The organism is Salisediminibacterium halotolerans (assembly GCF_003814815.1).
Lineage (GTDB): Bacteria > Bacillota > Bacilli > Bacillales > Salisediminibacteriaceae > Salisediminibacterium > Salisediminibacterium halotolerans.
Map to the genome: position 1 here is coordinate 209,063 of NZ_RKQQ01000004.1, position 24,787 is coordinate 233,849.

29 protein-coding genes are annotated in these 24,787 nt (G+C 46.3%); 14 read left to right on the plus strand and 15 right to left on the minus strand.

Going from position 1 to position 24,787, the window contains the following annotated elements:
- Positions 1 to 9: 9 nt before the first annotated feature.
- From EDD67_RS09125 to EDD67_RS09135, 3 genes are read right to left on the minus strand one after another with little or no spacing between them, the layout of a single operon-like run.
- Positions 10 to 369 carry a hypothetical protein gene (locus tag EDD67_RS09125; RefSeq protein WP_123875831.1) on the minus strand — a complete coding sequence of 120 codons (360 nt, stop codon included), beginning with the start codon at positions 367 to 369 and terminating at the stop codon, positions 10 to 12.
- Positions 370 to 426: 57 nt separating this feature from the next.
- The gene (locus EDD67_RS09130) at positions 427 to 1,677 is read right to left on the minus strand and encodes a TraB/GumN family protein (RefSeq protein WP_121440622.1); all 1,251 of its coding nucleotides are present in this window, start codon (positions 1,675 to 1,677) and stop codon (positions 427 to 429) included.
- A gap of 12 nt (positions 1,678 to 1,689) precedes the next feature.
- Positions 1,690 to 3,390 carry a tripartite tricarboxylate transporter TctB family protein gene (locus EDD67_RS09135; RefSeq protein WP_121440621.1) on the minus strand — a complete coding sequence of 567 codons (1,701 nt, stop codon included), beginning with the start codon at positions 3,388 to 3,390 and terminating at the stop codon, positions 1,690 to 1,692.
- Between the two features lie 134 nt (positions 3,391 to 3,524).
- On the opposite strand from EDD67_RS09135, the gene EDD67_RS09140 reads away from it, so the two are divergent.
- On the plus strand, positions 3,525 to 5,411 hold the full coding sequence (locus EDD67_RS09140; protein WP_121440620.1) for an ABC-F family ATP-binding cassette domain-containing protein: 1,887 nt from the start codon (positions 3,525 to 3,527) through the stop codon (positions 5,409 to 5,411).
- Positions 5,412 to 5,446: 35 nt separating this feature from the next.
- On the opposite strand, the gene EDD67_RS09145 is transcribed toward EDD67_RS09140, so the two are convergent.
- The 5 genes from EDD67_RS09145 to EDD67_RS09165 form a co-directional block, all read right to left on the minus strand.
- Positions 5,447 to 6,022, minus strand: a complete 576-nt coding sequence (locus tag EDD67_RS09145; RefSeq protein WP_121440619.1) for a class I SAM-dependent methyltransferase — start codon at positions 6,020 to 6,022, stop codon at positions 5,447 to 5,449.
- A gap of 31 nt (positions 6,023 to 6,053) precedes the next feature.
- Positions 6,054 to 6,605, minus strand: a complete 552-nt coding sequence (locus EDD67_RS09150; RefSeq protein WP_093073084.1) for a carbonic anhydrase — start codon at positions 6,603 to 6,605, stop codon at positions 6,054 to 6,056.
- Between the two features lie 95 nt (positions 6,606 to 6,700).
- Positions 6,701 to 6,928: a sulfurtransferase TusA family protein gene (locus EDD67_RS09155; protein ID WP_093073083.1), complete on the minus strand. Its 228-nt coding sequence runs from the start codon at positions 6,926 to 6,928 to the stop codon at positions 6,701 to 6,703.
- Between the two features lie 58 nt (positions 6,929 to 6,986).
- Positions 6,987 to 7,553, minus strand: a complete 567-nt coding sequence (locus tag EDD67_RS09160) for a sulfurtransferase TusA family protein (RefSeq protein WP_121440618.1) — start codon at positions 7,551 to 7,553, stop codon at positions 6,987 to 6,989.
- 150 nt (positions 7,554 to 7,703) lie between these two features.
- Positions 7,704 to 8,021, minus strand: coding sequence for a thioredoxin family protein (locus tag EDD67_RS09165; protein ID WP_121440617.1), 318 nt, complete (start codon positions 8,019 to 8,021; stop codon positions 7,704 to 7,706).
- Positions 8,022 to 8,170: 149 nt separating this feature from the next.
- On the opposite strand from EDD67_RS09165, the gene EDD67_RS09170 reads away from it, so the two are divergent.
- Both EDD67_RS09170 and ytvI read left to right on the plus strand, forming a co-directional pair.
- Positions 8,171 to 9,298, plus strand: coding sequence for a glycosyltransferase family 2 protein (locus EDD67_RS09170; protein ID WP_121440616.1), 1,128 nt, complete (start codon positions 8,171 to 8,173; stop codon positions 9,296 to 9,298).
- A 76-nt stretch (positions 9,299 to 9,374) separates the two neighbouring features.
- Positions 9,375 to 10,523 carry a sporulation integral membrane protein YtvI gene (ytvI, locus tag EDD67_RS09175; RefSeq protein ID WP_121440615.1) on the plus strand — a complete coding sequence of 383 codons (1,149 nt, stop codon included), beginning with the start codon at positions 9,375 to 9,377 and terminating at the stop codon, positions 10,521 to 10,523.
- Positions 10,524 to 10,610: 87 nt separating this feature from the next.
- On the opposite strand, the gene EDD67_RS13945 is transcribed toward ytvI, so the two are convergent.
- Together EDD67_RS13945 and EDD67_RS09180 are read right to left on the minus strand one after the other, a co-directional pair.
- Positions 10,611 to 10,766 carry a hypothetical protein gene (locus EDD67_RS13945; RefSeq protein ID WP_162843803.1) on the minus strand — a complete coding sequence of 52 codons (156 nt, stop codon included), beginning with the start codon at positions 10,764 to 10,766 and terminating at the stop codon, positions 10,611 to 10,613.
- Positions 10,767 to 10,818: 52 nt separating this feature from the next.
- The gene (locus EDD67_RS09180; RefSeq protein WP_121440614.1) at positions 10,819 to 11,595 is read right to left on the minus strand and encodes a tryptophan-rich sensory protein; all 777 of its coding nucleotides are present in this window, start codon (positions 11,593 to 11,595) and stop codon (positions 10,819 to 10,821) included.
- Positions 11,596 to 11,809: 214 nt separating this feature from the next.
- On the opposite strand from EDD67_RS09180, the gene EDD67_RS09185 reads away from it, so the two are divergent.
- The gene (locus tag EDD67_RS09185) at positions 11,810 to 13,183 is read left to right on the plus strand and encodes an aldehyde dehydrogenase (RefSeq protein ID WP_121440613.1); all 1,374 of its coding nucleotides are present in this window, start codon (positions 11,810 to 11,812) and stop codon (positions 13,181 to 13,183) included.
- A 224-nt stretch (positions 13,184 to 13,407) separates the two neighbouring features.
- Here the strand turns inward: EDD67_RS09185 and EDD67_RS09190 are convergent, their stop codons facing one another.
- From EDD67_RS09190 to EDD67_RS09200, 3 genes are read right to left on the minus strand one after another with little or no spacing between them, the layout of a single operon-like run.
- Positions 13,408 to 13,650 carry a hypothetical protein gene (locus EDD67_RS09190; RefSeq protein ID WP_121440612.1) on the minus strand — a complete coding sequence of 81 codons (243 nt, stop codon included), beginning with the start codon at positions 13,648 to 13,650 and terminating at the stop codon, positions 13,408 to 13,410.
- 42 nt (positions 13,651 to 13,692) lie between these two features.
- A complete protein-coding gene (locus EDD67_RS09195) occupies positions 13,693 to 14,892 on the minus strand; it encodes a GNAT family N-acetyltransferase (protein ID WP_121440611.1) in 1,200 nt (399 codons plus the stop codon).
- Positions 14,889 to 16,328 carry a cryptochrome/photolyase family protein gene (locus EDD67_RS09200; RefSeq protein ID WP_121440610.1) on the minus strand — a complete coding sequence of 480 codons (1,440 nt, stop codon included), beginning with the start codon at positions 16,326 to 16,328 and terminating at the stop codon, positions 14,889 to 14,891. Before EDD67_RS09200 ends, EDD67_RS09195 begins: the two co-directional genes overlap by 4 nt.
- A 156-nt stretch (positions 16,329 to 16,484) precedes the next feature.
- Between EDD67_RS09200 and EDD67_RS09205 the strand changes: the two genes are divergently transcribed.
- The 5 genes from EDD67_RS09205 (at position 16,485) to EDD67_RS09225 (ending at position 20,234) form a co-directional block, all read left to right on the plus strand.
- Positions 16,485 to 16,733 (plus strand): hypothetical protein, encoded by a 249-nt coding sequence (locus EDD67_RS09205; protein WP_177169701.1) that lies wholly within the window; start codon positions 16,485 to 16,487, stop codon positions 16,731 to 16,733.
- A gap of 421 nt (positions 16,734 to 17,154) precedes the next feature.
- On the plus strand, positions 17,155 to 18,141 hold the full coding sequence (dhaK, locus tag EDD67_RS09210; protein ID WP_121440609.1) for a dihydroxyacetone kinase subunit DhaK: 987 nt from the start codon (positions 17,155 to 17,157) through the stop codon (positions 18,139 to 18,141).
- A gap of 12 nt (positions 18,142 to 18,153) precedes the next feature.
- Complete coding sequence (gene dhaL, locus EDD67_RS09215; protein ID WP_121440608.1) at positions 18,154 to 18,741, plus strand: dihydroxyacetone kinase subunit DhaL; 588 nt, start codon at positions 18,154 to 18,156, stop codon at positions 18,739 to 18,741.
- Positions 18,734 to 19,105: a dihydroxyacetone kinase phosphoryl donor subunit DhaM gene (gene dhaM / locus EDD67_RS09220; RefSeq protein ID WP_121440607.1), complete on the plus strand. Its 372-nt coding sequence runs from the start codon at positions 18,734 to 18,736 to the stop codon at positions 19,103 to 19,105. The genes dhaL and dhaM overlap by 8 nt, the downstream gene beginning before the upstream one ends.
- Before the next feature lie 109 nt (positions 19,106 to 19,214).
- On the plus strand, positions 19,215 to 20,234 hold the full coding sequence (locus tag EDD67_RS09225) for an LLM class flavin-dependent oxidoreductase (RefSeq protein WP_121440606.1): 1,020 nt from the start codon (positions 19,215 to 19,217) through the stop codon (positions 20,232 to 20,234).
- 14 nt (positions 20,235 to 20,248) lie between these two features.
- Here the strand turns inward: EDD67_RS09225 and EDD67_RS09230 are convergent, their stop codons facing one another.
- On the minus strand, positions 20,249 to 20,521 hold the full coding sequence (locus EDD67_RS09230) for an acylphosphatase (protein WP_121440605.1): 273 nt from the start codon (positions 20,519 to 20,521) through the stop codon (positions 20,249 to 20,251).
- Positions 20,522 to 20,652: 131 nt separating this feature from the next.
- Between EDD67_RS09230 and EDD67_RS09235 the strand changes: the two genes are divergently transcribed.
- The 3 genes from EDD67_RS09235 (at position 20,653) to EDD67_RS09245 (ending at position 22,982) form a co-directional block, all read left to right on the plus strand.
- Positions 20,653 to 21,750: a 4Fe-4S dicluster domain-containing protein gene (locus tag EDD67_RS09235; RefSeq protein ID WP_121440604.1), complete on the plus strand. Its 1,098-nt coding sequence runs from the start codon at positions 20,653 to 20,655 to the stop codon at positions 21,748 to 21,750.
- Between the two features lie 69 nt (positions 21,751 to 21,819).
- Positions 21,820 to 22,569, plus strand: coding sequence for a lysophospholipid acyltransferase family protein (locus EDD67_RS09240; RefSeq protein WP_121440603.1), 750 nt, complete (start codon positions 21,820 to 21,822; stop codon positions 22,567 to 22,569).
- Between the two features lie 77 nt (positions 22,570 to 22,646).
- Entirely contained in the window at positions 22,647 to 22,982 is a 336-nt protein-coding gene (locus EDD67_RS09245; RefSeq protein ID WP_158638264.1) for an SCP2 sterol-binding domain-containing protein, read from the plus strand.
- An 84-nt stretch (positions 22,983 to 23,066) separates the two neighbouring features.
- Here EDD67_RS09245 and EDD67_RS09250 read toward each other — a convergent pair whose 3' ends face one another.
- A complete protein-coding gene (locus EDD67_RS09250; RefSeq protein ID WP_121440601.1) occupies positions 23,067 to 23,207 on the minus strand; it encodes an FbpB family small basic protein in 141 nt (46 codons plus the stop codon).
- A 130-nt stretch (positions 23,208 to 23,337) separates the two neighbouring features.
- On the opposite strand from EDD67_RS09250, the gene EDD67_RS09255 reads away from it, so the two are divergent.
- Together EDD67_RS09255 and EDD67_RS09260 are read left to right on the plus strand one after the other, a co-directional pair.
- Positions 23,338 to 24,312, plus strand: coding sequence for an MBL fold metallo-hydrolase (locus EDD67_RS09255; protein WP_242006060.1), 975 nt, complete (start codon positions 23,338 to 23,340; stop codon positions 24,310 to 24,312).
- 76 nt (positions 24,313 to 24,388) lie between these two features.
- A complete protein-coding gene (locus EDD67_RS09260; RefSeq protein WP_093073064.1) occupies positions 24,389 to 24,781 on the plus strand; it encodes a hypothetical protein in 393 nt (130 codons plus the stop codon).
- Positions 24,782 to 24,787 lie beyond the last annotated feature (6 nt).

The window sequence follows — 24,787 nt, forward strand, 5'->3', positions numbered from 1 at the left end:
ATGAATCCACTACCCTCCGCTTGCCCCGGGCAAGGACTCAGCTAGTATTCGGCGGCCCGAGACCGCCGAATCCGGATCTTCGTCGCTTGCTTTCCCGGAGGCGTCGGAGGAGTGGATGCATGGCTTCTTTTTTATGAATACACTCGCTTCAAAAAGAGGATGACCCAGCATCCCGGCTTTCTCCTGCGGGATAGCGAGACAGACGAGACCCTGCAGGGCATCAGCCCGAAGCGGCTCGGCGCTCGCCCGCGGACTAGTAAGACACGGCGAAGTCTTTTTGAGCCGATGTCGCAGTGATACCTTCAGGTGAAAGAAGCCGGACGATGCGTAGTCATCCGTTCCTTTTAACATGACATCTAACGATGTCATGACTTTGTCAACACTCTAAAAGCCGGATATTTATCCGGCTTTTTTGTATTTGTTTACTTACCGTTCGGTCACGTCGTAACCTTTATCCTCCAACAGCGCAGGGATCCCGTTTTCTGAGACGAGATGCAAGGCTCCGACAACGACAAAGTGGGTATCATCATTCTCGCTTTCAAGTTTTTCGGCGAGAACAGTAGACATATTTTCATCGCGCGAGTCCATCGCTTCTTGTCCGTGTTCATCATCAAACGAACGCATCTGCTTAAAAATCTCATTGTCGCCGGAGCGCCAAAGCCGAAGCATTTGTTCCAGTTCTTCTTCGTAGATCGGCAAACTTTCAAGCGTGGCTTTTAACGAGCTGATTTGTTCATCAAGCGGGGAGCTGCTCATAAAAGCAATCTGATCTTCAAGCGTTTCCAAGCTTTCAATCGGAATATCGTTGTCATTGGCTTGATCAATAAAATACTGATCAATGCCTTCTTCGCCGGTGAATGGGGTTTCTGTTCGGGCAATATCGTTTAAAAGCAGAGAGATGAACCATGGTTCAAATTGATTGATAGACATCTCCGGAATGCCGAAGTCGGTCAAGTGCTCTTGAATCTCGAGATACGTTTCTTCGGAGACGAGTTCTTCAAGCGATTCGTTATCCGGATTCATGCCTGCTGCTGCCATTTGTTCGGAAGCTTCGCTTTCATCAAAATCGTCAATATTGATTTCAACAGCAAGGGAATCCGCTTCACTGAACGCTTCTTCGATATTGTCTTGAAGGGGATAAATCCGCTCATCGCCGACATGAATCGAGCCGAAAAGATACATCGTTTGTCCTTCATGGCTCACTTCATAAAAGATTCCTTCTGACGGCCCTTCATGTTCGGGAAAAGACAGGCGCGGTCTGGTCCGAACGTCGACGCCGTTGTCTTCCAAGGTTTCCAGTTCACTTGTAACGGGATCATCTTCAGCGGATTCACCGGTAAAAAATATATCGCCGGCGTGCAACGAGGTTAACTGATCTAATTCCAGCAGCGGTTCAAAGGATTCGATCCGGTTCTCGGCCAAATTTAACTCGGCCAATGAAGTAAAAGCTTCAAGTCCTTCAATCGTCTCAATATCAGCATCGGCTAAATCGAGGGATTCAACATCTTCAGCTTCGGATGTTTTAATCGCGTCATCTCCTGTTTCAAGCTTTTCTGCAAGAGTTTGTTTCAGGTTATCGTCAGTAAACATAACCGTGTCTTCTTCCGATTGACAGGCGGATGCAAGAAGCAGGCTGGCGCCTGCAGCTATCGCATAGGTTTTATGAATGATTTTCATCACAGTTTCCTCCTATTCGTCGAGAAGTTCAAATTCTTCCAGCGATTGAACTACTTCCCCTGTGTCCATATAAGCAATCGCCACGTTATCGCCGGATTCCAGAAACACAGCATTCGGGTAGGAATTTGAACTTACGGAATAAATCGTGTCGCTGCCTTCGATTGTAAACCTGACCGTCACACTGTCTTCACGGTCCCATTGGTAAACACGGTCAACGGTTTCTTCCGCTTCAATTAGATCAGTGTATTCCCCGGGGACAACATCCTCATCGGTTTCTGTCGTGAGCTCCATTTGATAGTCACTAAACGCTTCTTGTTTCGTCGAGCCGTAACCGTAAACATTTTCATCTGATGAATTGACGAGCATGATTTCACGGAGGACATTGTTTCGGTCCATGAGCGGAACAATCCATGTATATTGCCCGTACATATTATAAAGCGACGGGGTTCCGGCGACGTAATCATCTCGCCTGAACGTGCGTTCCGCCAAATTCATCGCTGTCCGTCCGTTCAGCGCGCCGCTTGCATCACGGTAGTAATCCAGTTCTCCTGTCCGGGCGTTAAACATGGTAAAGCCGATCATCGAATTCGACCCTTCTTCGCCTTCGTCGGTCAGACGCATATGGTCGGTAAACCAAGTTAAGTTCAAGTCATTATCGACGACGCCGGTGACCGTATCATCGGCCTGCCACTGAGTCGGTTCGGTCAGTCCTTGCCGGCCGAAAAAGCGGTTAATAATTCCTTGTTTATAAATGCCGAACCAGCGGTTGCGTTCTTCAGCGATGTGCGGCGGGTAAACCCGGTTCACCCATTCCGGGGCTTCATCCGCTTCATACTGAGATAATTCGCCTGTTTCCGGATCAACGATAATGACGCCGTCAACGTCTGCGACACGGCGAAACTCTGTAAAATCACCGTAACTGACGATGTAGTAAGGATTACCTTCACTGTCGATTTCAAAATGAGTGTCAAGCATTACAACATCCGGAAATTCTGCGCGCACGTGTCTGTCGATATTTTCATGAAAAAAAGCTGACGGCACATACGTCATTTCTGCTTGGACGAGCTCCGGATCTTGTCGCGGGTTTTCTGCGCTGACACGAATATAGCCCGGAGCGGCATCGCTTCTAATCCAGCGGAAGAACCCGTCGTATTCAATCGGCGTAACCCAGTAAAGCGAGCCGTCAGCCTCTTGAATCCTTGTCGTGCCGAGGTTATAGAAAGCTTGATTTTCCAGCTGGCCCATTAATACATCGGACCGGTATTCGGCGTAGCTTCTCGGTACGACCGGGATATGTTCTTCATTGACAGGTTCGAGGTCGTCGATCGTTACTTCTTCGCCGTCAGCAATGTTATACTTTGAATCAGCAAGAAAAAGCGGCTGAAGTGCCCAAAAGACGCCTAAAAGGACAATTAACCCTGCACCGATTCCTGCGCCGATCAGTGCAGTTTGTTTTCGGAACGTGCGGATGAACATGAACACCAAAGTATAATCGGCAATAAGCCCAATGCCGATGACCGGAATGTAGTAGGAAAGAACAGCTGTGAGGCTTTGGTCAAGCAAGCCGACGTAAAACAGCATCCCGCCATAGATGATGCCGGCGAAGTACCGGGAGGGAATCCATTTTCTAAACATCGGCTGTTTCCAAGCTTCGGGGTGAAAAGGTAAAAATAACAGCGCTAAGACAGCACTGACTAAAATCATTTGCCACATCGTTTGTCACCTCTTAAAAGTAAGTATAATTGACTATGAATACTAAAGACAGTTTATCATGAATCGACGCCGCACAGGTGAAACGAATCTGATAGAATGTAACAGGAATCTATGTTGAAAAAGGAATGATCTCAATGAGCTTATTACGGTGTGAAAATTTACATAAAATGTTCGGAGAAAAAACATTGTTCGACGGTCTTTCATTTACTGTCGAACCGAATGAACGGATCGGTTTGATCGGCGTAAACGGAACTGGGAAATCTACGCTGTTAAAAGTGCTTGCCGGCATCGAAAGCAGTGAAAAAGGTGAGCTTTACCATGCGAATGACTTTACCATTGAGTATTTATCACAAGACCCAGAGCTTCCTCTTGACCAAACAGTGCTTGAAGTGATTTATCAAGGCGACGCAGATGTGATGAAAACGATGAGAAATTACGAATTTGCCTTGCAGCAATTAGACGCCCGTCCAGACAGTGAAGAAGCTCAGGCAGCGCTTACGAAGGCTCAGGAGAATATGGATCTTCACCAAGCTTGGGAAGCGAATGCTGCGGCGAAGACGGTGTTAACAAAACTGGGGATTTTTGATTTTTCCGCCCCGGTCCATACGCTGTCCGGCGGTCAAAAAAAACGGGTTGCGATTGCGAAGTCGCTGATTCAACCCGTAGACCTTCTCTTGCTGGATGAACCGACGAATCATCTCGATAATGAGACGATCGAATGGCTCGAGAGTTATTTGGCGTCGTATAAAGGGTCGCTGATTATTATTACGCACGACCGCTACTTTTTAAATCGCGTCACGAATACGATTTTTGAACTGGATCACGGCAGAATGTTTCGATACGAAGGGAATTACGAGCTTTTTTTACAAAAAAAGGCGGAGCGCGAACAGCAAGAAGCGGATGCAGAAGCGAAGCGGCAAAATTATTTGCGCAAGGAACTGGAATGGATGAGCCGACAGCCAAAAGCACGCGGAACAAAACAAAAAGCACGCAAAGACCGAATTGAAGAGGTGAAAAACCGCGAAGGACCGAAGCAAGACGGCGACGTCGATTTCGCAATCGGTTCAAAACGCCTCGGGAAAAAGGTTATCGAGTTAAGCGATGTGCAAAAATCCTTCGACAGCCATACATTGTTTTCAGGCATTGATGAGCGGTTTGTTCCGGGGGATCGTGTCGGACTGATCGGCCCGAACGGTTCCGGAAAAACGACGCTGTTGAATGTGATCGCCGGAAAGGAAACCCCGGATGAAGGTGAAGTGGTTATCGGCGAGACGGTGAAGATCGGTTATTATACGCAGGATCATGAAGAGATGGACGAAGATATGCGTATGCTTGATTACATTAAAGAAACGGCTGAGGTTGTTTATACAAAAGACGGCGATGAAAAAACGGCCGAACAAATGCTTGAACGTTTTTTGTTTCCACGGTCAACCCACCGGACTTATATTCGCCGGCTTTCAGGCGGTGAGAGGCGCCGTCTTTTCTTGCTGAAAACATTGATGGAAGAGCCGAACGTTCTGTTTCTCGATGAGCCGACAAACGATTTGGATACAAAAACACTGTCGGTGCTGGAAGATTATCTCGATCAGTTTCCCGGTGTCGTTGTGACTGTCTCACACGACAGATACTTTCTTGACCGCGCCGTCGGCCGCCTGCTCGTTTTTGACGGTGACGGCGGTGTAACAGGGTTTTACGGTTCGTATTCTGATTGGCTTGAGACAAGACGTGAGGAAAATGAGCGCACCGCAGCGAAAAAACAAGAAGATACAGATTCTTCGCATAAACAGACGGCGAAACCGAGAAAAAAGCTGTCGTATAATGAACAGCGGGAGTGGGAATCGATTGAAGATGAGATCGACGCCTTAGAACAGCAGATCGAGCAATTAGACAGCGAGATCGAACGAACAGGCAGCGACTTTGACAAGGCGAGAGAACTTCATGAAGAGAAAGTAGAAACAGAGAAAAAACTCGAAGAAAAAATGGATCGCTGGGCAGAATTATCAGAAAAAGTCGGCGACTAAAAAACACAGGCAGAAATGATTCTGCCTGTGTTTTATTACTGTTCCGGGGTTTTCACGATGATCGTGTAAGCTTCTTCATGCTCAAGCGTATCGATAAGTGAAAAGCCGGCAGATTCAAGTTCTGCAATAATTGTATCGCGCTCAATCCGTTCATAAAGAGGCGGGCCGGAGTCGCTTTCGACGGGAGCCCAATCAGTTATCGCCGCGCGTCCGCCGGGTATGAGCATCCGTTTAAGCTCTTCATAGGCATTGACCCGGTTTGAAATTTCGTGAACGACAAACGCAGCAACTGCAGCACCGGCGCAGTTATCAGCAAGCGGAATCTCTTCTAAATCCGCTTCGATATAGCCGATATGATTGTATCCGGCCGTTTGCGCCCGGACGCTCAACAGTCCGAGCATCTCGGGCTCAACGTCAACAGCGTAAATGTCCCCCGATGTGCGGGCAGCAAGCGGGAAGGTGAAAAATCCGTTCCCGGCGCCCAAATCAAGTACATTCATATCCGGACTGATGTTTAGACGATCAGCGATGGATTCAGGATCAATTTTCTTCGTTCGTTCAGGATCCAATAATTTTTCCGCTTTGGCTGGATCAAATCGGTGACCTGCCATGTTTATCCCTCCAAAAGTAGTGGCGCTATCTTTACAGCCATTCAATTTCACCAGATTCAGTGTGGTACAAACCGCCGATCACCGGAATATCAGAGCCGGCTTCACGGTAGGCGGATGTCGACAAGATGTGTTCGACTTGAGCTTGGATATTCAACTTTTCTAATTCGCCGACTGATAAATTTTCCAGGTCGGCTGTTTGCGATTCCAATCGGTTTTGTATAACAGCAAGCCACGGAGCCAATTCAGCGTGATCGACCCCGTCTTTGACGGCTTTAATTCCGCCGCAGCCGGTATGTCCAAGAACGATGACCGCATCAACTTGCAGCGCAGCCAGCGCATAATATAAACCGGCGCGGAAACTGTCGTCATTAACGTTCGCTTGGTTAGCAATGTTCCGGTGCGAAAAAATCCGTCCCGGCAGTGAAGATGTGATCGTTTCCGGATCTGTTCGGGAATCGCTGCAGGCTATCACGAAATAATCCGGGTTTTGACCGGCACCGGAAGTTTTAAAAAAATCAGGATCAATTTCTTTCATCCGTTCAATAAACTTCCTGTTGCCGCTTTGCATGTTATCTGTCGACATGTTCTTCACCTCTGCTGTTTAATGATAAAACGCTTATCGTTGTATCATATCAAAACACGCCTATCTTTCAAAGACAGGCGTGCATCGAGTATCGGTTAAGATTTTTTAATCCAAAACGTTAAGATACTGTCTGTTTCATTTTGATCAAGCAGTTCATTGCCGCTTGATTTAATCCACGCCGGAATGTCTGACTTCGCCCCTTTATCGGTCGCGATAACCTCCAAAATGTCTCCGCTGTTCATCGTATCCATTTCTTTTTTTACTTTAACAACCGGCATTGGGCAAGCGAGCCCTTTGGCATCAAGTGTTTTAGTAGCTTCCATGAGATGATTCTCCTTTCAAATTTTAAAATATTTAAACGCAAGGCAGTTCCGGAAAAAATTAGCCTTCTTCTGTCGGACCGTCCCATTCAGTCATTCCGGGCTTTACATTCCAAACGTTTTCAAAGCCCTGTTCTGTCAACGTGAGCGAAGCCATGTTGCTTCGGTTTCCTGTGCGGCAAACAACGTACGTCTCTTTGTCCGCATCGAGTTCAGAAAGGCGGTCTTCTAATTCACCGAGCGGAATCGAATAAGCGCCGGGAATATGGCTGAATGCATATTCTGCCGGTTCGCGGACATCGACTACTTGAATATTATTTTCATTCATTTTTGTCTTTAAAGTGTCGTTATCAACAATGTGTTCGTAATCTTTCACTTCAATCGTCTCGCTTTCGTCAGATTTTCGTAAATAATGATAAAGGACGTCACCTTCTTCTTTTGAACCTAAATACTGATTTCCGGTATTTTTAGCCCAGCCTTTAACATCTGCCAAGGAGCCGCGGTCGGTTGCTTCAAGCAGCATAACTTGTCCCGGTTCCAATTCATCCATCGATTTTTTCGTTTTGACAACCGGCATCGGGCAAGCCAGCCCTTTAGCATCAACGACATGATCTACTTTAATACTCATGATTTGTTCCTCCTTTTATTCCTTATACCTATAAGGGTATATAATTGTGTAAAAAAAGAGCCGCTTACGTTATTACAATTACCCCTATGAGTATATTAATAAACCTTCACAAAAATGTCAAGACTTAACCTTGCCGTTTTTGAATGCGGATTATTCCGCTTTATATGACGAAATCATTTGATTCATCTCATCAAAACGAACGAACCGGGACCCCCGCCAATACTCTTTGCCTTCAATAAATAAAAGCACAGTCGGTGCGGAAAAGACGAGGTACTCACCGGAAAACTCAGGAACATCTTCAAGTTTAATGCGGGCTGCCGGGACTTCGGGATCTTCAACTGCCCCGTCTTCAAGCTGTTGTTCGACCGCATCGCAGACAGAGCAGCCGTTCGTTTTCACGAGCAGGACAGCGACGTCATTGTCAGAGATAAGTGAATAAAATTCATCAAGTGATTGGATAGGTACCATTATATTCCTCCTTAAGTATCTGCAATGATACCGTTTCTTACTGCGTCTGTCTAGTAATGCCGTCTAACGACGGAAACAGCTGAAAATGTTCATTGTGATCCGGACGTGATAAGATATGTATAATCGTTGGAAAAAAGGGGGAGGCGGAGATGTGGACAGGAGTAAGTTTAGTCATATTTTTCGGCGCTTTGTTCGTGGCTGTTCAGTGGTATACAGGTGTGCGTAAACTGCCGGTTTTGAGCCGGGAAAAAACAGCAAAGATCGAACAGCCTCCCTCGGTAAGCATCATTGTTGCTGCCAGAAACGAAGAGACGACGATTTACCGTGCTGTCAGCAAGATGCTCGATCAGTTGTATCCAGAAATAGAAGTGATTGTCGTGGACGATCGCTCAACAGACCGGACCTCAACGTATTTACACGAGCTAAAAGCGAAGCACCATCAGCGGCGAAAACTGAAAATCATCCAAATCGAAACGCTCCCTCCAGGTTGGCTCGGAAAAAATCACGCCCTCTATCGGGGCACACAGCACGCGGCGGGAGAGTGGTACGTATTTATGGATGCGGACGTTATGATGGAAAAAAACACACTGTGGCGAAGCGTTCATTATTGTTTGCGGCATAATTTGGATCACTTTGCTCTCGTCCCGGAAAATATCGGCGGAACGCTGCCGTACCGAGCTTTTCACAGCTACTGGGGCATTCTCGGCATTTGGAATTTCATCCAGTTGAAACACGCCGGAATCGGGGCATTTAATATGGTAAAGGCAAATGTATATGAACAAATCGGCACGCACGGCGCTTTAAAAATGTCACCGGATGATGACTTGAAACTGGGTAAACGAATTGTCGAAAAAGGCTATCGCCAACAGCTCGGCTTTGGCACGGGGTTATTGCGTATTCAATGGTACGATTCTTTAAAAGCAACGGCTCAAGGGTTGGAAAAAAATCTATTCGCGTTTATGCGCTACCGGTTGTCTTATGTGCTGGTTTTTTCAGTCTTGATATTTTGTACACACGTGCTCCCGTTCATTGGCATCTGGGGACGTGAACCGGCAGCATCCTTTCTGTTTGCTGCAACGCTGATCATTTATTTTACGATGTATGCATACAACCGCCAAATAACCGGGGAATCAATCGTGTATTTTTTCTGGATGCCGGTGAACGGTTTGTTTTTTATTTCCTGTCTTATACGATCTGCTTTCAAAGCGCTGAAAACAAAGCAAGTTGATTGGCGGGGTACATCTTACTCATTGAGAGAACTTCGTAAAAGATTGTAAAGAATTGAAAATTTATTCTCTTGGTCATTTGAAAATCTGTTATATTGGATATATAAACTAGAAGGGAGGATGCGGTATGACAAAAGCGCACGGCTGGATGTTTTTGCGGCTTTTAGCAGTGATTGCATTTATTTCAGGTCTTGTTTGGCTGATCGGAGCGATCTTTGCCGTATCTTACCCTTTTTGGATATCCGCTGCTCTTGTAGGGATGTTTTATCCGGTAATTAAATTTTTGCACAATAAATTGCGCTTTCCCAATATGCTCGCGGTAATCATAACCCTTCTTTTTGGCTTAAGTATTGTCGGCGGGGCGCTGACCGGTCTTGTGTTTCTAATAATATTCGGTGTTCAGCGTATCGCACGCTACGTTCCCGATTGGATTCGTTCAACAGCAGAAGATCTGCAGGATTTCTTTAATGAATCGATATTCCCGCTTTGGCAATCGCTCTCCGGTATGATGGAGACACTGACACCCCAGCAGCAGGCGACGTTACAAAATGGTATTGAACAGCTGGGAAGCCAGCTTGCCGAGACATCGACCGATTACGGCCAAAGACTCGCGGATGGATTGACCCAGGTGATCATCTTTGTACCAACGGTGCTGTTAATCATGCTGTTCGTCATTATCGGTTTTTATTTTATCGGTAAGGATTGGGCGAGCATGACGACGAAAATCTATCGCGCGACACCTGCGGCGATAGTGAAAAAAACCCGTGCGTTTAAGAAAATGTTCAAATACCGCGTATTTGGCTTTTTACGAGCACAAGTATTTTTAATGTTTATTGCAGCCGTCATCGTCTTTATCGGTTTACTCATTTTGCAAGTGGAAAACGCTTTGACGATCGCCATTATCGTCGGTGTCGCAGAAATTCTTCCTTACTTAGGGTCTGGCACAATCTTAATCCCTTGGTTTATCTATATGATGCTGATCGGCGATCTCGGTCTCGGGATCGGTCTTGCGATTGTATACGGGGTGACAATGGCCATTCGTCAAGCGATTGAGCCGAAAGTACTGTCGTCGAGCATGAATTTAAACACGCTTGCCGTGCTGATATCTTTGTTTGCCGGGTTTCAGCTTTTCGGTGTTGTCGGAGTCTTTATCGGACCGTTTATCCTCGTCATCCTTGTCATCTCAAAAGATGTCGGGATTATTAACGAACTGTGGCGTTTTGTTAAATACGGATTTAAAGAAACGCCGAAGGGCGCGTTTAAAAAACACGGTTAGCGCTATGTCATAAACGAACCGCCTGCCGGCCAAAAAAAAGAGCACTGTCCGTGACGGACAGTGCTCTCAAATATATTGAAGTGTGTTTTATAGCCGTGAATCGTGGTTAGTGCCAAAGGTTTGAGCTGCGCCCCGTTCTGCTTGGGCAATTTGGAATTCTTCTAAGAATGTATACAGAATCCGCAACTCTTCTTCAGATAACTCGTCGATCATACGAAGGACATCGCGTTTGATGACATTCATTGAAAAGCCCCCTCTGTTCGTTCTACAGTTCTTTACCCTGGACTGACAAGCGTTAACCCGAATTTTTTTGCAAGAAGCGTTTTTGTTTAAGCAATTGGCTGATTGCCCCAGATGCGATCACAATCGCTCCTGCGCTTGCAATGAAAGCAAGCATCGGTTCTGTCGCACTTCTTTCAGCGAATATTCCGATATAAGCCCAGACAAAAACAAGCGGGTAAACGGCATCTTGCATGAGAAAAGATAAAAGCACAGCCAGCAGGACGCCTGCAAGCAATGCTGCAGCTGTCCATGTTTCGGCGGTAAGAAAAAGTCCCTGCTCAAAATTGAAACTGTTAAAAACAACGCCGATATTTAAAATAAACGCGACGGAAATCCAGCCAAGATAAATTGAAAAAGGAAGAAGCGTGAATGTATCGGCTTCATAGCTATGCTGGATGCGCCTGTATATGGCTATAAGGTTGACTAACAAGCCGGTCATGACAGCGAATGTCAGCAGAAAGAATTCATAGTGGAATAAGACAATCCAGGCAGCATTCAATAAGGCATTGACGGCAAAGGCATATTTTATTGCGGTTATACCGGTTTTATCAGGTGAGCGGCCGGACACGATCCAGCTCCGGACGATCCAAATTGTTAAGAGCGCATAAATGACACTCCAAATGCTGAAAACATAACCTGCCGGCGTAAACAGCACGTTTAGATTGGCGGAAATTTCTCCGGTTGTTTGTCCGTTGAGGGGAAGCACGTTCGCTAGTGTGTTCATGATGAGAATGATTGCCATGGATGCAGAGTTGATAATTAGCAATATGACCGGCTTAAGTTTTTTCATAAAAAATCTCTCCTTAACGAAGAACGTCTTTACTATACCGTGTACCCTATGTATTCGCAAAAAAACGTCAAAATTGTCAGCAAGGATTGAAAAATCCCTGCACAGCTGTATGGTTAAAGCAAGGAAGAAGAGGGAATAGATTCTACGTACTTAACGATTATACGATCGGTGAAAAATGATCAACCGAGATGAAAATTTGGAGGGGGCGCAACTGATGATAGAGGCGATCAAAGTGTTAAGAGATACGCAAAAACAATACTTCTATTCCGGGGAAACGCGCGGAATTGCTTTTCGCAGAGAGCAGCTGGAGAAACTGAAAAAAGCGATTCAAGAACGAGAACCGGAAATTTTAGCCGCTCTGAAAAAAGACTTAAACAAAGGGGAACATGAGGCATATTTAACCGAAATCGGCTATGTATACAGCGAAATAAAGGACTTGGCAAAAAATGTCGATTATTGGGCGGCGCCCGCGAAAGAGAAAACGCCGCTGACACATACCGGAAGTAAAAGTTTCGTATTCAAAGAGCCGTACGGGGTGACGCTGATCATCGCTCCGTGGAATTACCCTTTCCAACTTGCGTTGGCTCCGTTAATCGGCGCGATCGCGGCCGGGAACACCGCTATTGTTAAGCCGTCAGAACTGACGCCGAATACAAGCGGAGTGATCCGTGATTTGATCGCAGCGACGTTTCCGGAAAAATACATCGCTGTTGTTGAAGGCGATGCAGAAACAGCGAAAGCGCTTCTCGATGAAAAAATGGACTATATCTTTTTCACCGGCAGCACAGCGATCGGGAAGAAAGTCATGAAAGCGGCAGCTGAGCATCTGACACCGGTCACGCTGGAACTCGGCGGGAAAAGTCCGGCGATTGTAACGGAAGATGCCGATTTAAAACTGGCTGCGAAACGGATCGTCTGGGGTAAATTTTTAAATGCCGGCCAGACGTGTGTAGCCCCGGATTATGTCCTCGTCAGTGAGAACCGGCGCCGGAAATTTTTAAAGCACCTCGTTCAATATACGAAAAAGTGGTTTGGCAGTGACGCGCGCCGCGATCGGGCATATCCGAAAATCGTAAATGAAAAGCACGTCGAGCGAATCGAAAAGCTGATCGACCCGGAAAAATTATTTTACGGAGGCACGGTCGAAAAAGAAAGCCGCTTTATTGAACCGACGATTTTACTGGACGTCTCAATGGAAGACGACGTAATGGGAGAAGAAATATTCGGACCGGTGCTGCCGATTATGTTTTATGAAAATGAACATGAAGTGATTGACCTTGTCCGAATGCGGCCGAACCCGCTCGCGTTGTATTTGTTTACCGAAAATAAAGACAGCGAGCGTTTCATCATCGAAAACCTTGCCTTCGGCGGGGGGTGTATCAATGATACGATCATGCACCTTGCAACGCCTTACTTGCCGTTTGGCGGCATCGGCGAGAGCGGTATGGGTGCCTATCACGGGAAATACAGCTTTGACACCTTTACCCATGATAAAAGCATCTTAAAGCAAACGACATCGTTTGATTTGCCGATCCGCTACAACCCGTCGAGCACCTCGCTGAAGACGCTGCGAAAAATGTGGGAATAATTCATCGCCCCTCGATCCTGTACAACAGGGGGAGGGGCGATTCAGACTGTAGACAAACTATATTTTTATGTCAGCCATGAATCCACTACCCTCCGCTTGCCCCGGGCAAGGACTCAGCTAGGATTCGGCGGCCTCAGGCCGCCGAATCCGGATCTTCGTCTCTTGCTTTCCCGGAGGCGTCGGAGGAGTGGATGCATGGCTTCTTTTTTATCAATACACTCGCTTCAAGAAAGAGGATGACCCAGCATCCCGGCTTTTTCCTGCGGGATAGCGAGATAGACGAGACCCTGCAGGGCATAAGCCCGAAGCGGCTCGGCGCTCGCCCGCGGACTAGTAAGACACGGCGAAGTCTTTTTAAGCCGATGTCGCAGTGATACCTTCAGGTGAAAGAAGCCGGACGATGCGTCGTCATCCGTTTCTTTTAATATGACATCTATCGATGTCATGACTTTGTCAACACTCTGCATCGCCCTTCGATCCTGTACAACAGGGGTAGGGGCGCTTTTGATTTAAAAAAAGTCATACATAAACGGCTCTCTGTTATCGATCAGCTGGTCAAGCACCTTCACCGCATCCGGATCTTCACTTTTCAGCACCTCTTCTTCGAAAAGCGTTTGTGCTGACAGCTTCCCTAAGCAAACGGCCGTCAGCGAACCGATTTCAACCCGGACACCCCTTTTAGGCGGATGCTGACAAGCGGTGTTTTCTTTCGGTTTGTCCTCAAAGTGTTCAATCGCTAGCGAGCCGCGCTGATTTTTTAAAATAAAAATGCCGCGGTTCCATGTACAGACAGGATCATCCACATGGAGAATAAGCGGTTTCTTCAAAGCATCGGTATTGACAGGAACGCTTTCAAAAAACTTTTTCAAATCGACAATCCGGCTCATGAAATATGAGCGGATTTCTCGTTTTACGCCCGGGTCGGGCAAGATAAACGGCAGCACGCCGTCGGGATTCGTTTCAATTACAGCTTGGTCAATCATTGAATCATGGTTGCTCACAAATGTGCTCAGTCCCCGGCGAGCATCCGCATCAAGCCAGATCCATTCTTTAATCGTCATCGTCCGTTCGGCTGTCGAATAAATCATATAACCGCGCGCCTCTCCGTCTTGGTTGCGATAAACGGCAACGGTTCCCGTTTTTCGGCGGAAAACATGGCGGTTCCACCATTGATGATCTCGAGCGACTATACCGTTATATCGGCGGGCCCACTCGTCATAAATCGGTCCAAGAACCTCAGCGTCTTGGTCGATTCGGCGGACCCGGCCGGAAAAGCGGCTTCGTTCAGGGAGCTGATCTTTTTTGAGCGTGATCGTCTGTTTATCAGCATACATTTCCCAGCCGAACTTGCGGTAAAACGGAACCGAAAAAGGGTAAAGCAAAGCTAAGTGTTGGCCGTTTTCGCGCATCGTTTTTAGGCTGTGCTCCAAAAGCGAGCGGACGATACCGCCCCGGCGGTGTTCCGGCCATGTAGCCACACCGGAAATGCCGCCGGCAGGGATTCGAGTTCCGGCAAGAAAAAGATCAAAAGATAACAGCGTCAATTTCGACATCAGCGCACCGTTTTCTTCCGCTACCCACGTTTCTTCCGGGCGCATTTGCTGTTTGCGCTGTTCGCGCTCTTCGTCTGTCAGCGTTGCTTGAAAGGCGAAGAGCGATAAATCAATACTCTCATCACGTTCGTCTTCGCGCAGCTGCCGAATGTTCATATGGAATCTTCTCCTTTGTACCTGGCTAATGCTCGTTTTCGTTCGGTGTCGTGATCGACGATCGGTTCCGGATAGTCACGGCCGATGCGGCATCCGGATGAGTGCTGACTGTCTATAGGCATTAAGTGCGGTTTGTGAATATAGCGGTCCGGTACATCAGCCAGTTCCGGCACGTATAAACGGATAAACGCACCGTCAGGGTCGAACCGTTCTGATTGCCGGTACGGGTTGAATATTCGGAAATAAGGTACAGCATCTGTCCCGACGGAGGATGCCCACTGCCAGCCGCCGACATTTGAAGCCTCATCGTAGTCCGTTAATTTCCGCTCAAAATACTGTTCGCCTTTTCGCCAATCAATGTGCAAATCTTTCGTTAAAAAAGAGGCGGTGATCATCCGCAGACGGTTGTGCATCCAACCGGCTTGTTCGAGCTGCCGCATCGCTGCGTCCACAATCGGAAAGCCGGTGAGGCCGTCGGACCATGCTTTGAAATGCTGCGGATTCTCGTCCCACGGTATCGTGCGAAAGGCTTCTTTGAAAGCCTGGTGTTTAAGAAACGGAAAATAATCGTAAATCATCGCATAGAAATCGCGCCAAGCGAGTTCATTTAAAAAGGTTTGCGCACTCTCGTCACCGTTGTCGGCATAAGGTAAAACATTTCGGTAAACGTAGAGCGCAGACAAACTTCCGGTTGCCAGATGCATCGAAATGCGGGAAGTTCCGTCTAATTCCGGCATATCACGTGCTTGCTTATAGGCGGTCATTTTTTCATCGATAAATTCTTGAAGCCGTTGACGTCCGTCGTGTTCACCGATGGACGGCCATTTTCTACTGCAGGCCGGGAGGACCGTTGTATCAAAAAATTTCTCTGCGTCCGGGTCAGCTGGTTTTAATACTGTCATCCCGGGCAGTTTTTCAGCAATTTTTTCAGACGCTGCAAGCTCTCGTTTCGCGGTTTTATGCCAGCTTCGCATATAAGGGGTGTAAACTTTATAAGGCGTTCCGTCGCTTTTTAAAACGTCCTTTGTTCCGGCGATGCTGTTGCCGTCGAAGAGCTGAAAATCGATCCCTTGCTCATTTAACTGAGTAAAAACGTGTTCGTCACGCTCGGCTGCGAAAGGTGTGCGGCTCAGCGTTGCGTACACAGCTGAAAGGTCAGGCACGGCAGCAATTAACTGTTCGAAAGCCCTTGTCACAGGGCCGTGCAATAAATGCAAGGTTATTTGATTCGCGGATAACCGGTTGCGAAAATGCGCGAGTGTTTGGAAAAAATAATCGTTTCGCGCCGTGATCTCAGCAGTGAAATATTCATGTAAATGAAAAAACAGCACAAGCTTCGATCCATTCTTTTCAGCTTTATTAAATGCTCGATAGAGAGCCGGGTTGTCTGTAAGCCGCAAATCGTTGCGGAACCAAACGCCGATTGTATCTGTCATATCTCAACCTCCTAGAATAAGTCGCCACGTTAATCTTAGCGCAATCTTTATCAAATTGAAAACGATTCAAAAATGGACAAACTATGTTCAATATTTCACATGTACAAGGTGAACTGTTATGTTACAATGATCATAACGAAAGGGGATGTGATACAGATGAAAACAATCAATAGACCTATGATGTGCGAATGGCGGGACTTTTCAACGGATACGGAAACGTATACTAGAACAGTCTTTGAAGCGAAAGTCGGCGATAAATTCGATGCGATGATGTTTGAATCCGAGACTGATGAGATCCCTTCTTACATCTATACAAAAAATTACGTTTGTATCATCCGCCGCAACACTAGAATGATTAACGATATTTCCATTACGAAAATTCCGCGCAATCCTGATTGTTCATAATTATTACTGCATTTTTTAAACTCTGAGTATACTTTGCCTTTATATACCTTTTGTAAACCTTGTTTCAAGTTACAACTTGAAACAAGGTATTTTTTTCATCAAGTCATTAAAAAATAAGTCGATATCTGATGATTTCAGCGTTTAAAAAGGATAATCACCAAAGGTGTCTCCCAGTATTGCCTATTCATGTTAAGGTGAATTAAAAATTTATAGTCAGTGCGGAGATATTGAGCTTGCACAACAAAAACTTGGAGGAATTCCAGGTTTAGTTGTGCAAGTTTTTTTATTGAAATAAAAGGGAACTTATGTAAAAGACTTTCCGGTGTAAAACAGGCTTGCGGCAGCCGGCAGAAATCCCTCAGAACACTTGAGAAATCTCTGTCATTGATGGGCATAAGTAAAATATACGAGGAGGAACAATATGAAAAAAATCATTAATGAACCGAGCAATGTCGTAGATGAAATGTTAGACGGGTTTGTATATGCGAATGGCGATCGAGTGAAACGTATTGAAGATACAACTGTGATTGCACAAAAAGATATTCAACCAAATAAGGTTACATTGGTGAGCGGGGGCGGAAGCGGCCATGAACCGGCCCATGCAGGCTTTGTCGGAAAAGGAATGCTGCAAGCCGCTGTGAGCGGAGAAGTCTTTACTTCTCCGACTCCTGACCAAGTCTTCGAAGGTATCAAAGCAGCTGATGCCGGTGAGGGAGTCTTTTTAATAATTAAGAATTATACCGGCGATGTGATGAATTTTGATATGGCAAAAGAACTGGCAGAAGCTGAAGGTATTAATGTTGATTACGTCATTGTGGACGATGACATTGCCGTAGAAGACAGTACTCATACAGCGGGTAAACGCGGGGTAGCCGGAACGGTATTCGTTCATAAAATTTTAGGTGCTGCAGCTGACAGAGGCTATTCTCTTCATGAACTTAAACAATTAGCAGTCAGACTCGTCTTGAATGTCAAATCAGTAGGCGTCGCGATGACTGCAGCGACTGTGCCCGAGGTAGGAAAGCCGGGTTTTACTTTAGCTGATGATGAAATGGAATACGGGGTTGGCATTCACAGTGAACCTGGTTATAAACGTACTGCGATTAAATCAGCCGAAAAGATTGCCGCAGAATTGACAGCTCAGTTAAAAAAGGCATTTGATTTTCAGCCGGGTCAAGAGTATGCCTTACTTATTAACGGTTTGGGAGCAACGCCGTTAATGGAGCAGTATATTTTAGCAAATGATGTAAAAAAACAATTGAGTAATGAAGCAATTGCAATACCTTATAAAAAAGTCGGCAACTGGATGACATCATTGGATATGAACGGGGTCTCACTGACAATGCTAAAGCTAGAGGACGACTGGGTCGAGCTGTTAAATCATCCAGTCAGCGTGACGGATTGGTGAAGGAGGATAAACATGTTAACAGCAGAACAAACAAATAGATGGCTTGAACGTTTCGCTGAAAAAATTGAGGCAAATAAAGATTATTTAAGTGAATTAGACGGCATTATCGGCGATGGCGATCACGGTAATAATATGGCCCGCGGTATTGAAGAGATGCGTAAAAAATTACAAGCAGCTGACCCAGCAAACGGCAGTGAAGTTTTAAAAAATGCCTCAGTAGCGTTATTAAGTAAAATCGGCGGCGCAGCCGGCCCCCTGTATGGCACAGCTCTCCTGGAAATGTCGAAGCAAATGACGGAGGCTGATGATTTAAGTGCTGTTGTCAAAGCAGGGTTAGACGGTGTTCAAAAGCGAGGGAAAGCTGAAGAAGGCGAAAAAACGATGGTTGATGTTTTTGCCCCTGTTTATCGAGAGCTTGAAGCAGGGAATTTGACCGTTGAAGCTGTCGAAGATGCTGTCGAAGCGACAAGAGAATTAAAGGCAACCAAAGGACGCGCCTCTTATTTAGGGGAGCGCTCGATCGGTGAGCTCGACCCGGGTGCAGTTTCAATCGGTTATCTATTTATAAGCTTAATAGAAGAGGGGCTGACAGATGTCTGATATAGGTATTATTATTTCATCGCACGTTGCAGATTTGGCTCATGGTGTCTACAGGATGTTGAAAGAGGCGGCTCCTGAAGTCTCGATTACCTATGCAGGCGGAACGGATGATGATGATATCGGTTCCAGCTTTGAAAAAATACAAGCCGCGATTGAAGCCAACGAGAGTTCGCATTGTCTGGCGTTTTATGATTTAGGAAGCGCCAAAATGACAATGGAGATGGCGATCGATATGAGTGATAAAAAAATTGAACTGATGGATGTATCATTTATTGAAGGAGCATATACGGCCGCTTCGCTTTTATCAGGCGGCGCCACGTATAATAATGTTATGGAGCAATTAGCCCCATTAAATATTAAGTGATACACAGAGAAAAGAGAAGAGAATTTGTCTCTTCTCTTTTTTTATGCGGAAGTTTTGCATCCTGACAAAGAGTTTAAGATAATGAGTTCAGAAACGGAGGGGTGTCGAAATGAAATTAAGCATCCTCGATCAATCGCCGATCGCGAAAGGACGAACAGCCAAGGACGCGCTCAACGAAACGGAAGAGCTGGCGAATTTAGCAGAACGATGGGGGTTCCATCGTTTTTGGGTCTCCGAACATCACGATTCAGGCGCGCTTGCCGGAACATCACCCGAAGTTTTATTAGCCCGGCTCGGCGCGAAGACATCGACGATAAGAATCGGTTCCGGCGGAGTGATGCTGCCGCATTACAGCCCGTTTAAAACAGCAGAAAATTTCCGCATGCTTGAAGCACTTTATCCCGGCAGAGTGGATCTAGGTATCGGCCGGGCGCCGGGCGGAATGCCGGTTGCTTCCTGGGCGCTGAGCGAAGGCAGGCCGCGCAATGCTTCGCGCTTTCCGCAACAGGTCGATCATTTGCTAATGTATTTGCGGGACCAGGCAGATGAAACCCACCCTTACCCAAATGTCCAAGCCGGTCCTGTCATTGATACCGTTCCGCCGGTTTGGATACTCGGCTCCAGTCCGGGAAGCGCAGCTTTGGCGGCAGAAAAAGGGCTCCCTTATACCTTTGCGCACTTCATTAACGGTGACGGAGGCCGCGACTATATGGCCGAGTACTTAACGGGTTTTACACCGGGGGTGCAAGCGGAAAAGCCGCAAAATATGGCGGCGGTGTTTGTTGTCTGTGCAGACACAGAAGCGAAAGCAGAATACATTGCGAAAAGTTTTGATTTATCATTGTTGATGCTGTTAAAAGGTGAGAAATCGTCAGGTACCCCGTCGCCATCAGAAGCTGAAAAGATCGAACTGTCGAACTTCGAAGCTGAGCAAATCAAGGAAAACCGCAAGCGGATGATTGTCGGCACGCCTGACCTTGTGCGAGAGCAGCTTCAGCAATTTGCTGCTGATTATCAGACGGATGAGGTGATGATTGTTACAATCACATATGATCAAGATGACCGCTTCCGGTCGTATGAGCTCGTTCAATCCCTGGATCTGCATGAAAAACGGTCGCCTGATTCGTAATCAGGCGACCTGTCTTAATGCTCAATCTTAAATTTCGCTTCACCGGGGACGATTTCCTTTTCGGTTTTGTCAATCTTTTTAATTTTTACAGGGTACGGAAGTGATTGCAGCTTAGAAAAAAATGCGTCCACGTTTGTTGGTTCTCCTTGTGCTTCTAATTCGACCGTGCTGTCGCTTTTGTTTTGGACCCAGCCGGTTACATCGTTTTCCGCTGCAGTCATTTGCGCCTGAAAACGAAATCCGACGCCCTGAACACGGCCGTCAATAATAGCATGATATCGGATCATAAGCATCCCTCCCTGTTAAATCGTTCCCCGAAAAGAAGCTTTTTAATCATGGCGTTTTTTTGAAAATTATCGTTTTTTCTCCTTGCACTGTGTCAAACTTGATAAAATAAAGACAGTGAAGGGGGGGCTGCATGATGCTTGAACGGTTTTTGTTTAAACGCATACAGGAGCGGACGATGATCCGAATCAGCGAGAGCAGGTGTTTGCGTCAGCGTCACAAGGAGAATGCCTGCACGGCATGTGTGGATGAATGTCCGCACAATGCACTGGAGATCGACGGCCGTGCGGTCAAGTTTAACAGTGAACAATGCCGTGACTGTCATTTTTGTGTTCATGTATGCCCGACGGATGCTGTCTTTTATGAAGCTGAAATGATGAGCAAATACGAAAGACGGATTTTACAGCGGGACAAGGTTACTTTTACATGCCGCGAACAAGCCGATTCAGACGGCAACGACGTCGTTTTGCCTTGTTTGAAATGGCTGAGTCCGGAATGGCTGATGATGACTGAACTGCATAATAAAGCGAAAGAGGTGTATTGTGATCCCGGCATATGCTCGTCGTGCTCTGTCAGCTGGGATCCGGAAGAAGGCTTAAGCTGGCTGAAGGACTGGAATCGCCTTTCCTATACAGATGATACAGAACTGATTGATAAAGCTTTTGATAAATCCGGTAAGAAAAGAGCGTATAACCGGAGAGAACTGTTTCAAATGACATCGGTGCAGACAAAACAAGAAATCGGTGATTTATTTATCGATTCTTACACCGAGGAACCGTCGCTGCAAAAGAAAATTCCGCAAACGGAAAAACAAACGTACGCGGCTGCTTATTTGTATAAAGTCGACGCAGACAGCGGCGAAAATGATGCGGATATTGCCAAGCGGATGACAAGCGGAGAAATCAGCTTGAAAGCTCCCTCATCTTCTTGGGATTTGCTCACAGCCGTTTGTCCGACTGGAGCGATCATCCGCGAGGATACCGCGGACCGTGCCGACTTATATGCAGATCCATCAAGGTGTGTTGCTTGTGATATTTGCAGTCTGGCGGCAGAAGAAGTGACAATCAAGTCTTTGGATACTGTCGGCAAGTTCAGCCGGCCGATTCTTCTGCAAACGTTAGAGATGGACGATTGTCCTGCCTGCGGCGGAAAGAAAGAGCGAAGCCGGACGAAATGTCCGGACTGTGAAATGAAAGAAGAGAAAAAACGCGCGTTATTAGCCGATTGGTAACTCTTAATGCTTTATGCTAAGATCCAATTACAACTGTGAAGAGATAAAGAAAAGAAAGGGACGACACTTATGCTGCGCACGGCTGTTTGGTTTGTCTATTTTGCGAGCTATTTGGTCGCGGTGCTTCCAAAGCTTTGGAAGGCGAAGCGGCTGAAACAAAAAGACATCAACGATTATCACGATTATATCCACATCACCGCAAAAAACTGGTCGTCACGTTTAATTAAACTTGCCGGCGGAACGGTGCATGTCAACGGAGCAGCAAATATCCCAAAAGATGAACCGGTGCTGTTCGTTGCCAATCATCAGGGAAACTTTGATATTCCGGTGCTGCTTGCACACACAGGCAGAAAAATCGGCTTTATATCGAAAATGGAAGTGAAAAAAATTCCGCTGATTCGTGCTTGGATGGAGCACCTGGACTGCGTATTTATTGACCGGAAAAACCGCCGGCAAGCGATCGGCGCCTTGCTTGAAGGAGCTGAAAAACTCGAGGGCGGCAGAAGTCTCATAATCTTTCCGGAAGGAACGAGAAGTAAAGGCGGACCGGTCAACACGTTTAAAAAAGGCAGCTTCAAAATGGCGGAAAAGTCGAAAGCGACGATTGTTCCTGTTGCTATTGAAGGCACCTATACAATGATGGAGGCAAATGAAAACCACATCATCACCCCCGGCGAAGTTCAGGTAACTTTTTTAGAGCCGATCCGGATCCATCAATATGATGCAAACGTTAAGAGTGAAGAACTGGCATCGGCGAGCGAAGCGGCCATTGCTGTAAAGTTGGCTGGGTTGCACCCAGATGCAGAAAGTGCAGAATAAAACGCTCGTCTATGCGAGCGTTTTTATGTATAATAGAAATGAATGAACATTCAATCATTATATGGCGGGGTGAGAATATGGCTGTGCAGGCAACCTTTGAAAAACTGACGGCAAAAATGAATACAGATCCGGCGCCGATCGAACAGCTTTCATATGTTTATCAATTTGACCTTACCGGTTCAGAATCTGGCACATACCAGCTGAAGATCGATCGCGGAGAAGTGACGTATACGACAGGTGTGAAGTGGGAGCCGAGGTTAACGCTAAAATTGAGCGACGATCATTTTATCCAGTTAGCAAACGACGATTTAAACCCGACAATGGCTTATATGAAAGGGCAATTAAAAGTGGACGGCGACATCGGACATGCGCTGAAGTTTCATCAATTAATTAAAAAATACCAAGATGACTGATAGAAAACCGGCCCCGCATTCGCGGGAGCCGGTTTAGCGTAACACACTCGATGTGTGTTTTTTCACATGTTTTGTTATGCTGTGTTACGAATTCTCAGCTAATTCTTTCTCGTATTTTTGGTCAATCCGCTCTTCAATCTTAGACATTGCTTGATCATCTTTTAATATTTCAGCTTTATTCTCTTTCACGAGCTCATCGAAGCTTTTTTGTATGCGCCGTCCCATCAAGTCATCACCCTTTAATCAAAATTTTCTAACAATTACGATTGTAAAGGTTTTCACATAGGCTGTCGAGCAAAAGCCTTTACAATTTTATGAACAATTGCAAAGAAGCCGTAAAAAAGGATGGGAAATCATGATGGAATTACCGCTGATTAAAAAAACAGCTCAAATAAGGCAAATGACGCTGCCGACACCTTTTCTCGTCGGGCCTGTCAACACGTACCTCATCTGGTCAGATGCGCTCGTGCTGATTGATACAGGGCCGAAAACCGAGGAAGCCCGAGGGCAGCTGCTGCGCCGGTTACGCGAAATGAACTTACGGCCTAAAGATATTGACCGTGTGATTTTAACTCATCATCATCCGGATCATATCGGGATGACGCACGTATTTCAAGAACATGCTGACATTATCGGTCATCCGAAAATAGAGCCTTGGCTCCGTAAAGATATGAGTTTTTTTGAAGAAAGAAGAAAATTTTTTGCCGGATTTTATCGTCAGCACGGTATGCCGGAAAACTGGATTCAAGATATCGAACAAGGAAACCGTTATTATATGAAGTACACAGAAGAAAATCGCTTTGATGGCTCGTTGCAAGAAGGCGATGAGATCGACGGGTTGCCGGGATGGCGGGTAATCGAGACGCCTGGTCATGCCGAGACGCATATTTCGCTATGGAACGAAAGAGGCGGGACGATGATCGCCGGCGATCATTTAATTGGGCATATTTCCTCGAATGCGATCTTAGAAGCTCCTTATGAGAAAAACGAACCGCGCCCAAAAACATTGCTGAAATACCGTGATGCGATGAAAAAATGCCGCGGAGCTGCGATCGTTTATCCGGGTCACGGTGAAGATATTACCGAACCGGACCGATTAATCGATGAACGTTTGCACGAACAGACGAGTAAAGCAGCTGTTTTTAAAAAATGGCTTGAAGAAAAGGAAAAGACGGCTTTTGAAGTCTGTCAACAGATGTATCCGAAAATGTACAGCAAGCAGCCGGCGCTGACATTTTCAGAAACGCTCGGACACTTCGACTTGCTTGAGGAACTTGGCGAAATCACATCGCGAGAAGAAAACGGGAGAATCTGGTACAAAAGCGTTTAACCGTGAACGGATTATTGGTAAAATGATAGACAGGCATAATGGAGGAAACTATAAGAACGGAAGGGAGCTGGAAAACATGAACACAAAACAATGGGTAATCGGCGGCTCGCTGATCGGTTTAGCTGCCGGGAGCATTTTTGTTGCTTCAAACAAACAAGCTCGCAATACAGTTGCAGAATGGGCGGGGACGACGAAACATTGGACGAACGTAATTAGCGAAAATCGCGAGGAAGTTATCAATCAGCTCCGTCAATCGAGCGAGCGGATCCAAACGATCGTTGAAGAAGCTTCCAAAGATGTAGAACAGATTATGGAATCGACGCAAAGTATGAAAGGCCATATATACCAGCTGCTTGATGCTGTGCAGGACTCTTATGATGAAGTCAAAACAGTTAAAGCGAAACTGGAATCGCCGCAAATGCAGCAAGAATCATTGCCATCCGGTGCTGAAGAACAGAGCAGTCAATAATCAATC

What these genes read in the sequence shown, in the direction of transcription:
- EDD67_RS09125 (WP_123875831.1), bottom strand. Translation starts at nt 369, where the DNA reads ATGACATCGTTAGATGTCATGTTAAAAGGAACGGATGACTACGCATCG.
- EDD67_RS09130 (WP_121440622.1), bottom strand. Translation starts at nt 1,677, where the DNA reads ATGAAAATCATTCATAAAACCTATGCGATAGCTGCAGGCGCCAGCCTG.
- EDD67_RS09135 (WP_121440621.1), bottom strand. Translation starts at nt 3,390, where the DNA reads ATGTGGCAAATGATTTTAGTCAGTGCTGTCTTAGCGCTGTTATTTTTA.
- EDD67_RS09140 (WP_121440620.1), top strand. Translation starts at nt 3,525, where the DNA reads ATGAGCTTATTACGGTGTGAAAATTTACATAAAATGTTCGGAGAAAAA.
- EDD67_RS09145 (WP_121440619.1), bottom strand. Translation starts at nt 6,022, where the DNA reads ATGGCAGGTCACCGATTTGATCCAGCCAAAGCGGAAAAATTATTGGAT.
- EDD67_RS09150 (WP_093073084.1), bottom strand. Translation starts at nt 6,605, where the DNA reads ATGTCGACAGATAACATGCAAAGCGGCAACAGGAAGTTTATTGAACGG.
- EDD67_RS09155 (WP_093073083.1), bottom strand. Translation starts at nt 6,928, where the DNA reads ATGGAAGCTACTAAAACACTTGATGCCAAAGGGCTCGCTTGCCCAATG.
- EDD67_RS09160 (WP_121440618.1), bottom strand. Translation starts at nt 7,553, where the DNA reads ATGAGTATTAAAGTAGATCATGTCGTTGATGCTAAAGGGCTGGCTTGC.
- EDD67_RS09165 (WP_121440617.1), bottom strand. Translation starts at nt 8,021, where the DNA reads ATGGTACCTATCCAATCACTTGATGAATTTTATTCACTTATCTCTGAC.
- EDD67_RS09170 (WP_121440616.1), top strand. Translation starts at nt 8,171, where the DNA reads ATGTGGACAGGAGTAAGTTTAGTCATATTTTTCGGCGCTTTGTTCGTG.
- ytvI (WP_121440615.1), top strand. Translation starts at nt 9,375, where the DNA reads ATGACAAAAGCGCACGGCTGGATGTTTTTGCGGCTTTTAGCAGTGATT.
- EDD67_RS13945 (WP_162843803.1), bottom strand. Translation starts at nt 10,766, where the DNA reads ATGAATGTCATCAAACGCGATGTCCTTCGTATGATCGACGAGTTATCT.
- EDD67_RS09180 (WP_121440614.1), bottom strand. Translation starts at nt 11,595, where the DNA reads ATGAAAAAACTTAAGCCGGTCATATTGCTAATTATCAACTCTGCATCC.
- EDD67_RS09185 (WP_121440613.1), top strand. Translation starts at nt 11,810, where the DNA reads ATGATAGAGGCGATCAAAGTGTTAAGAGATACGCAAAAACAATACTTC.
- EDD67_RS09190 (WP_121440612.1), bottom strand. Translation starts at nt 13,650, where the DNA reads ATGCAGAGTGTTGACAAAGTCATGACATCGATAGATGTCATATTAAAA.
- EDD67_RS09195 (WP_121440611.1), bottom strand. Translation starts at nt 14,892, where the DNA reads ATGAACATTCGGCAGCTGCGCGAAGACGAACGTGATGAGAGTATTGAT.
- EDD67_RS09200 (WP_121440610.1), bottom strand. Translation starts at nt 16,328, where the DNA reads ATGACAGATACAATCGGCGTTTGGTTCCGCAACGATTTGCGGCTTACA.
- EDD67_RS09205 (WP_177169701.1), top strand. Translation starts at nt 16,485, where the DNA reads ATGAAAACAATCAATAGACCTATGATGTGCGAATGGCGGGACTTTTCA.
- dhaK (WP_121440609.1), top strand. Translation starts at nt 17,155, where the DNA reads ATGAAAAAAATCATTAATGAACCGAGCAATGTCGTAGATGAAATGTTA.
- dhaL (WP_121440608.1), top strand. Translation starts at nt 18,154, where the DNA reads ATGTTAACAGCAGAACAAACAAATAGATGGCTTGAACGTTTCGCTGAA.
- dhaM (WP_121440607.1), top strand. Translation starts at nt 18,734, where the DNA reads ATGTCTGATATAGGTATTATTATTTCATCGCACGTTGCAGATTTGGCT.
- EDD67_RS09225 (WP_121440606.1), top strand. Translation starts at nt 19,215, where the DNA reads ATGAAATTAAGCATCCTCGATCAATCGCCGATCGCGAAAGGACGAACA.
- EDD67_RS09230 (WP_121440605.1), bottom strand. Translation starts at nt 20,521, where the DNA reads ATGATCCGATATCATGCTATTATTGACGGCCGTGTTCAGGGCGTCGGA.
- EDD67_RS09235 (WP_121440604.1), top strand. Translation starts at nt 20,653, where the DNA reads ATGATGCTTGAACGGTTTTTGTTTAAACGCATACAGGAGCGGACGATG.
- EDD67_RS09240 (WP_121440603.1), top strand. Translation starts at nt 21,820, where the DNA reads ATGCTGCGCACGGCTGTTTGGTTTGTCTATTTTGCGAGCTATTTGGTC.
- EDD67_RS09245 (WP_158638264.1), top strand. Translation starts at nt 22,647, where the DNA reads ATGGCTGTGCAGGCAACCTTTGAAAAACTGACGGCAAAAATGAATACA.
- EDD67_RS09250 (WP_121440601.1), bottom strand. Translation starts at nt 23,207, where the DNA reads ATGGGACGGCGCATACAAAAAAGCTTCGATGAGCTCGTGAAAGAGAAT.
- EDD67_RS09255 (WP_242006060.1), top strand. Translation starts at nt 23,338, where the DNA reads ATGATGGAATTACCGCTGATTAAAAAAACAGCTCAAATAAGGCAAATG.
- EDD67_RS09260 (WP_093073064.1), top strand. Translation starts at nt 24,389, where the DNA reads ATGAACACAAAACAATGGGTAATCGGCGGCTCGCTGATCGGTTTAGCT.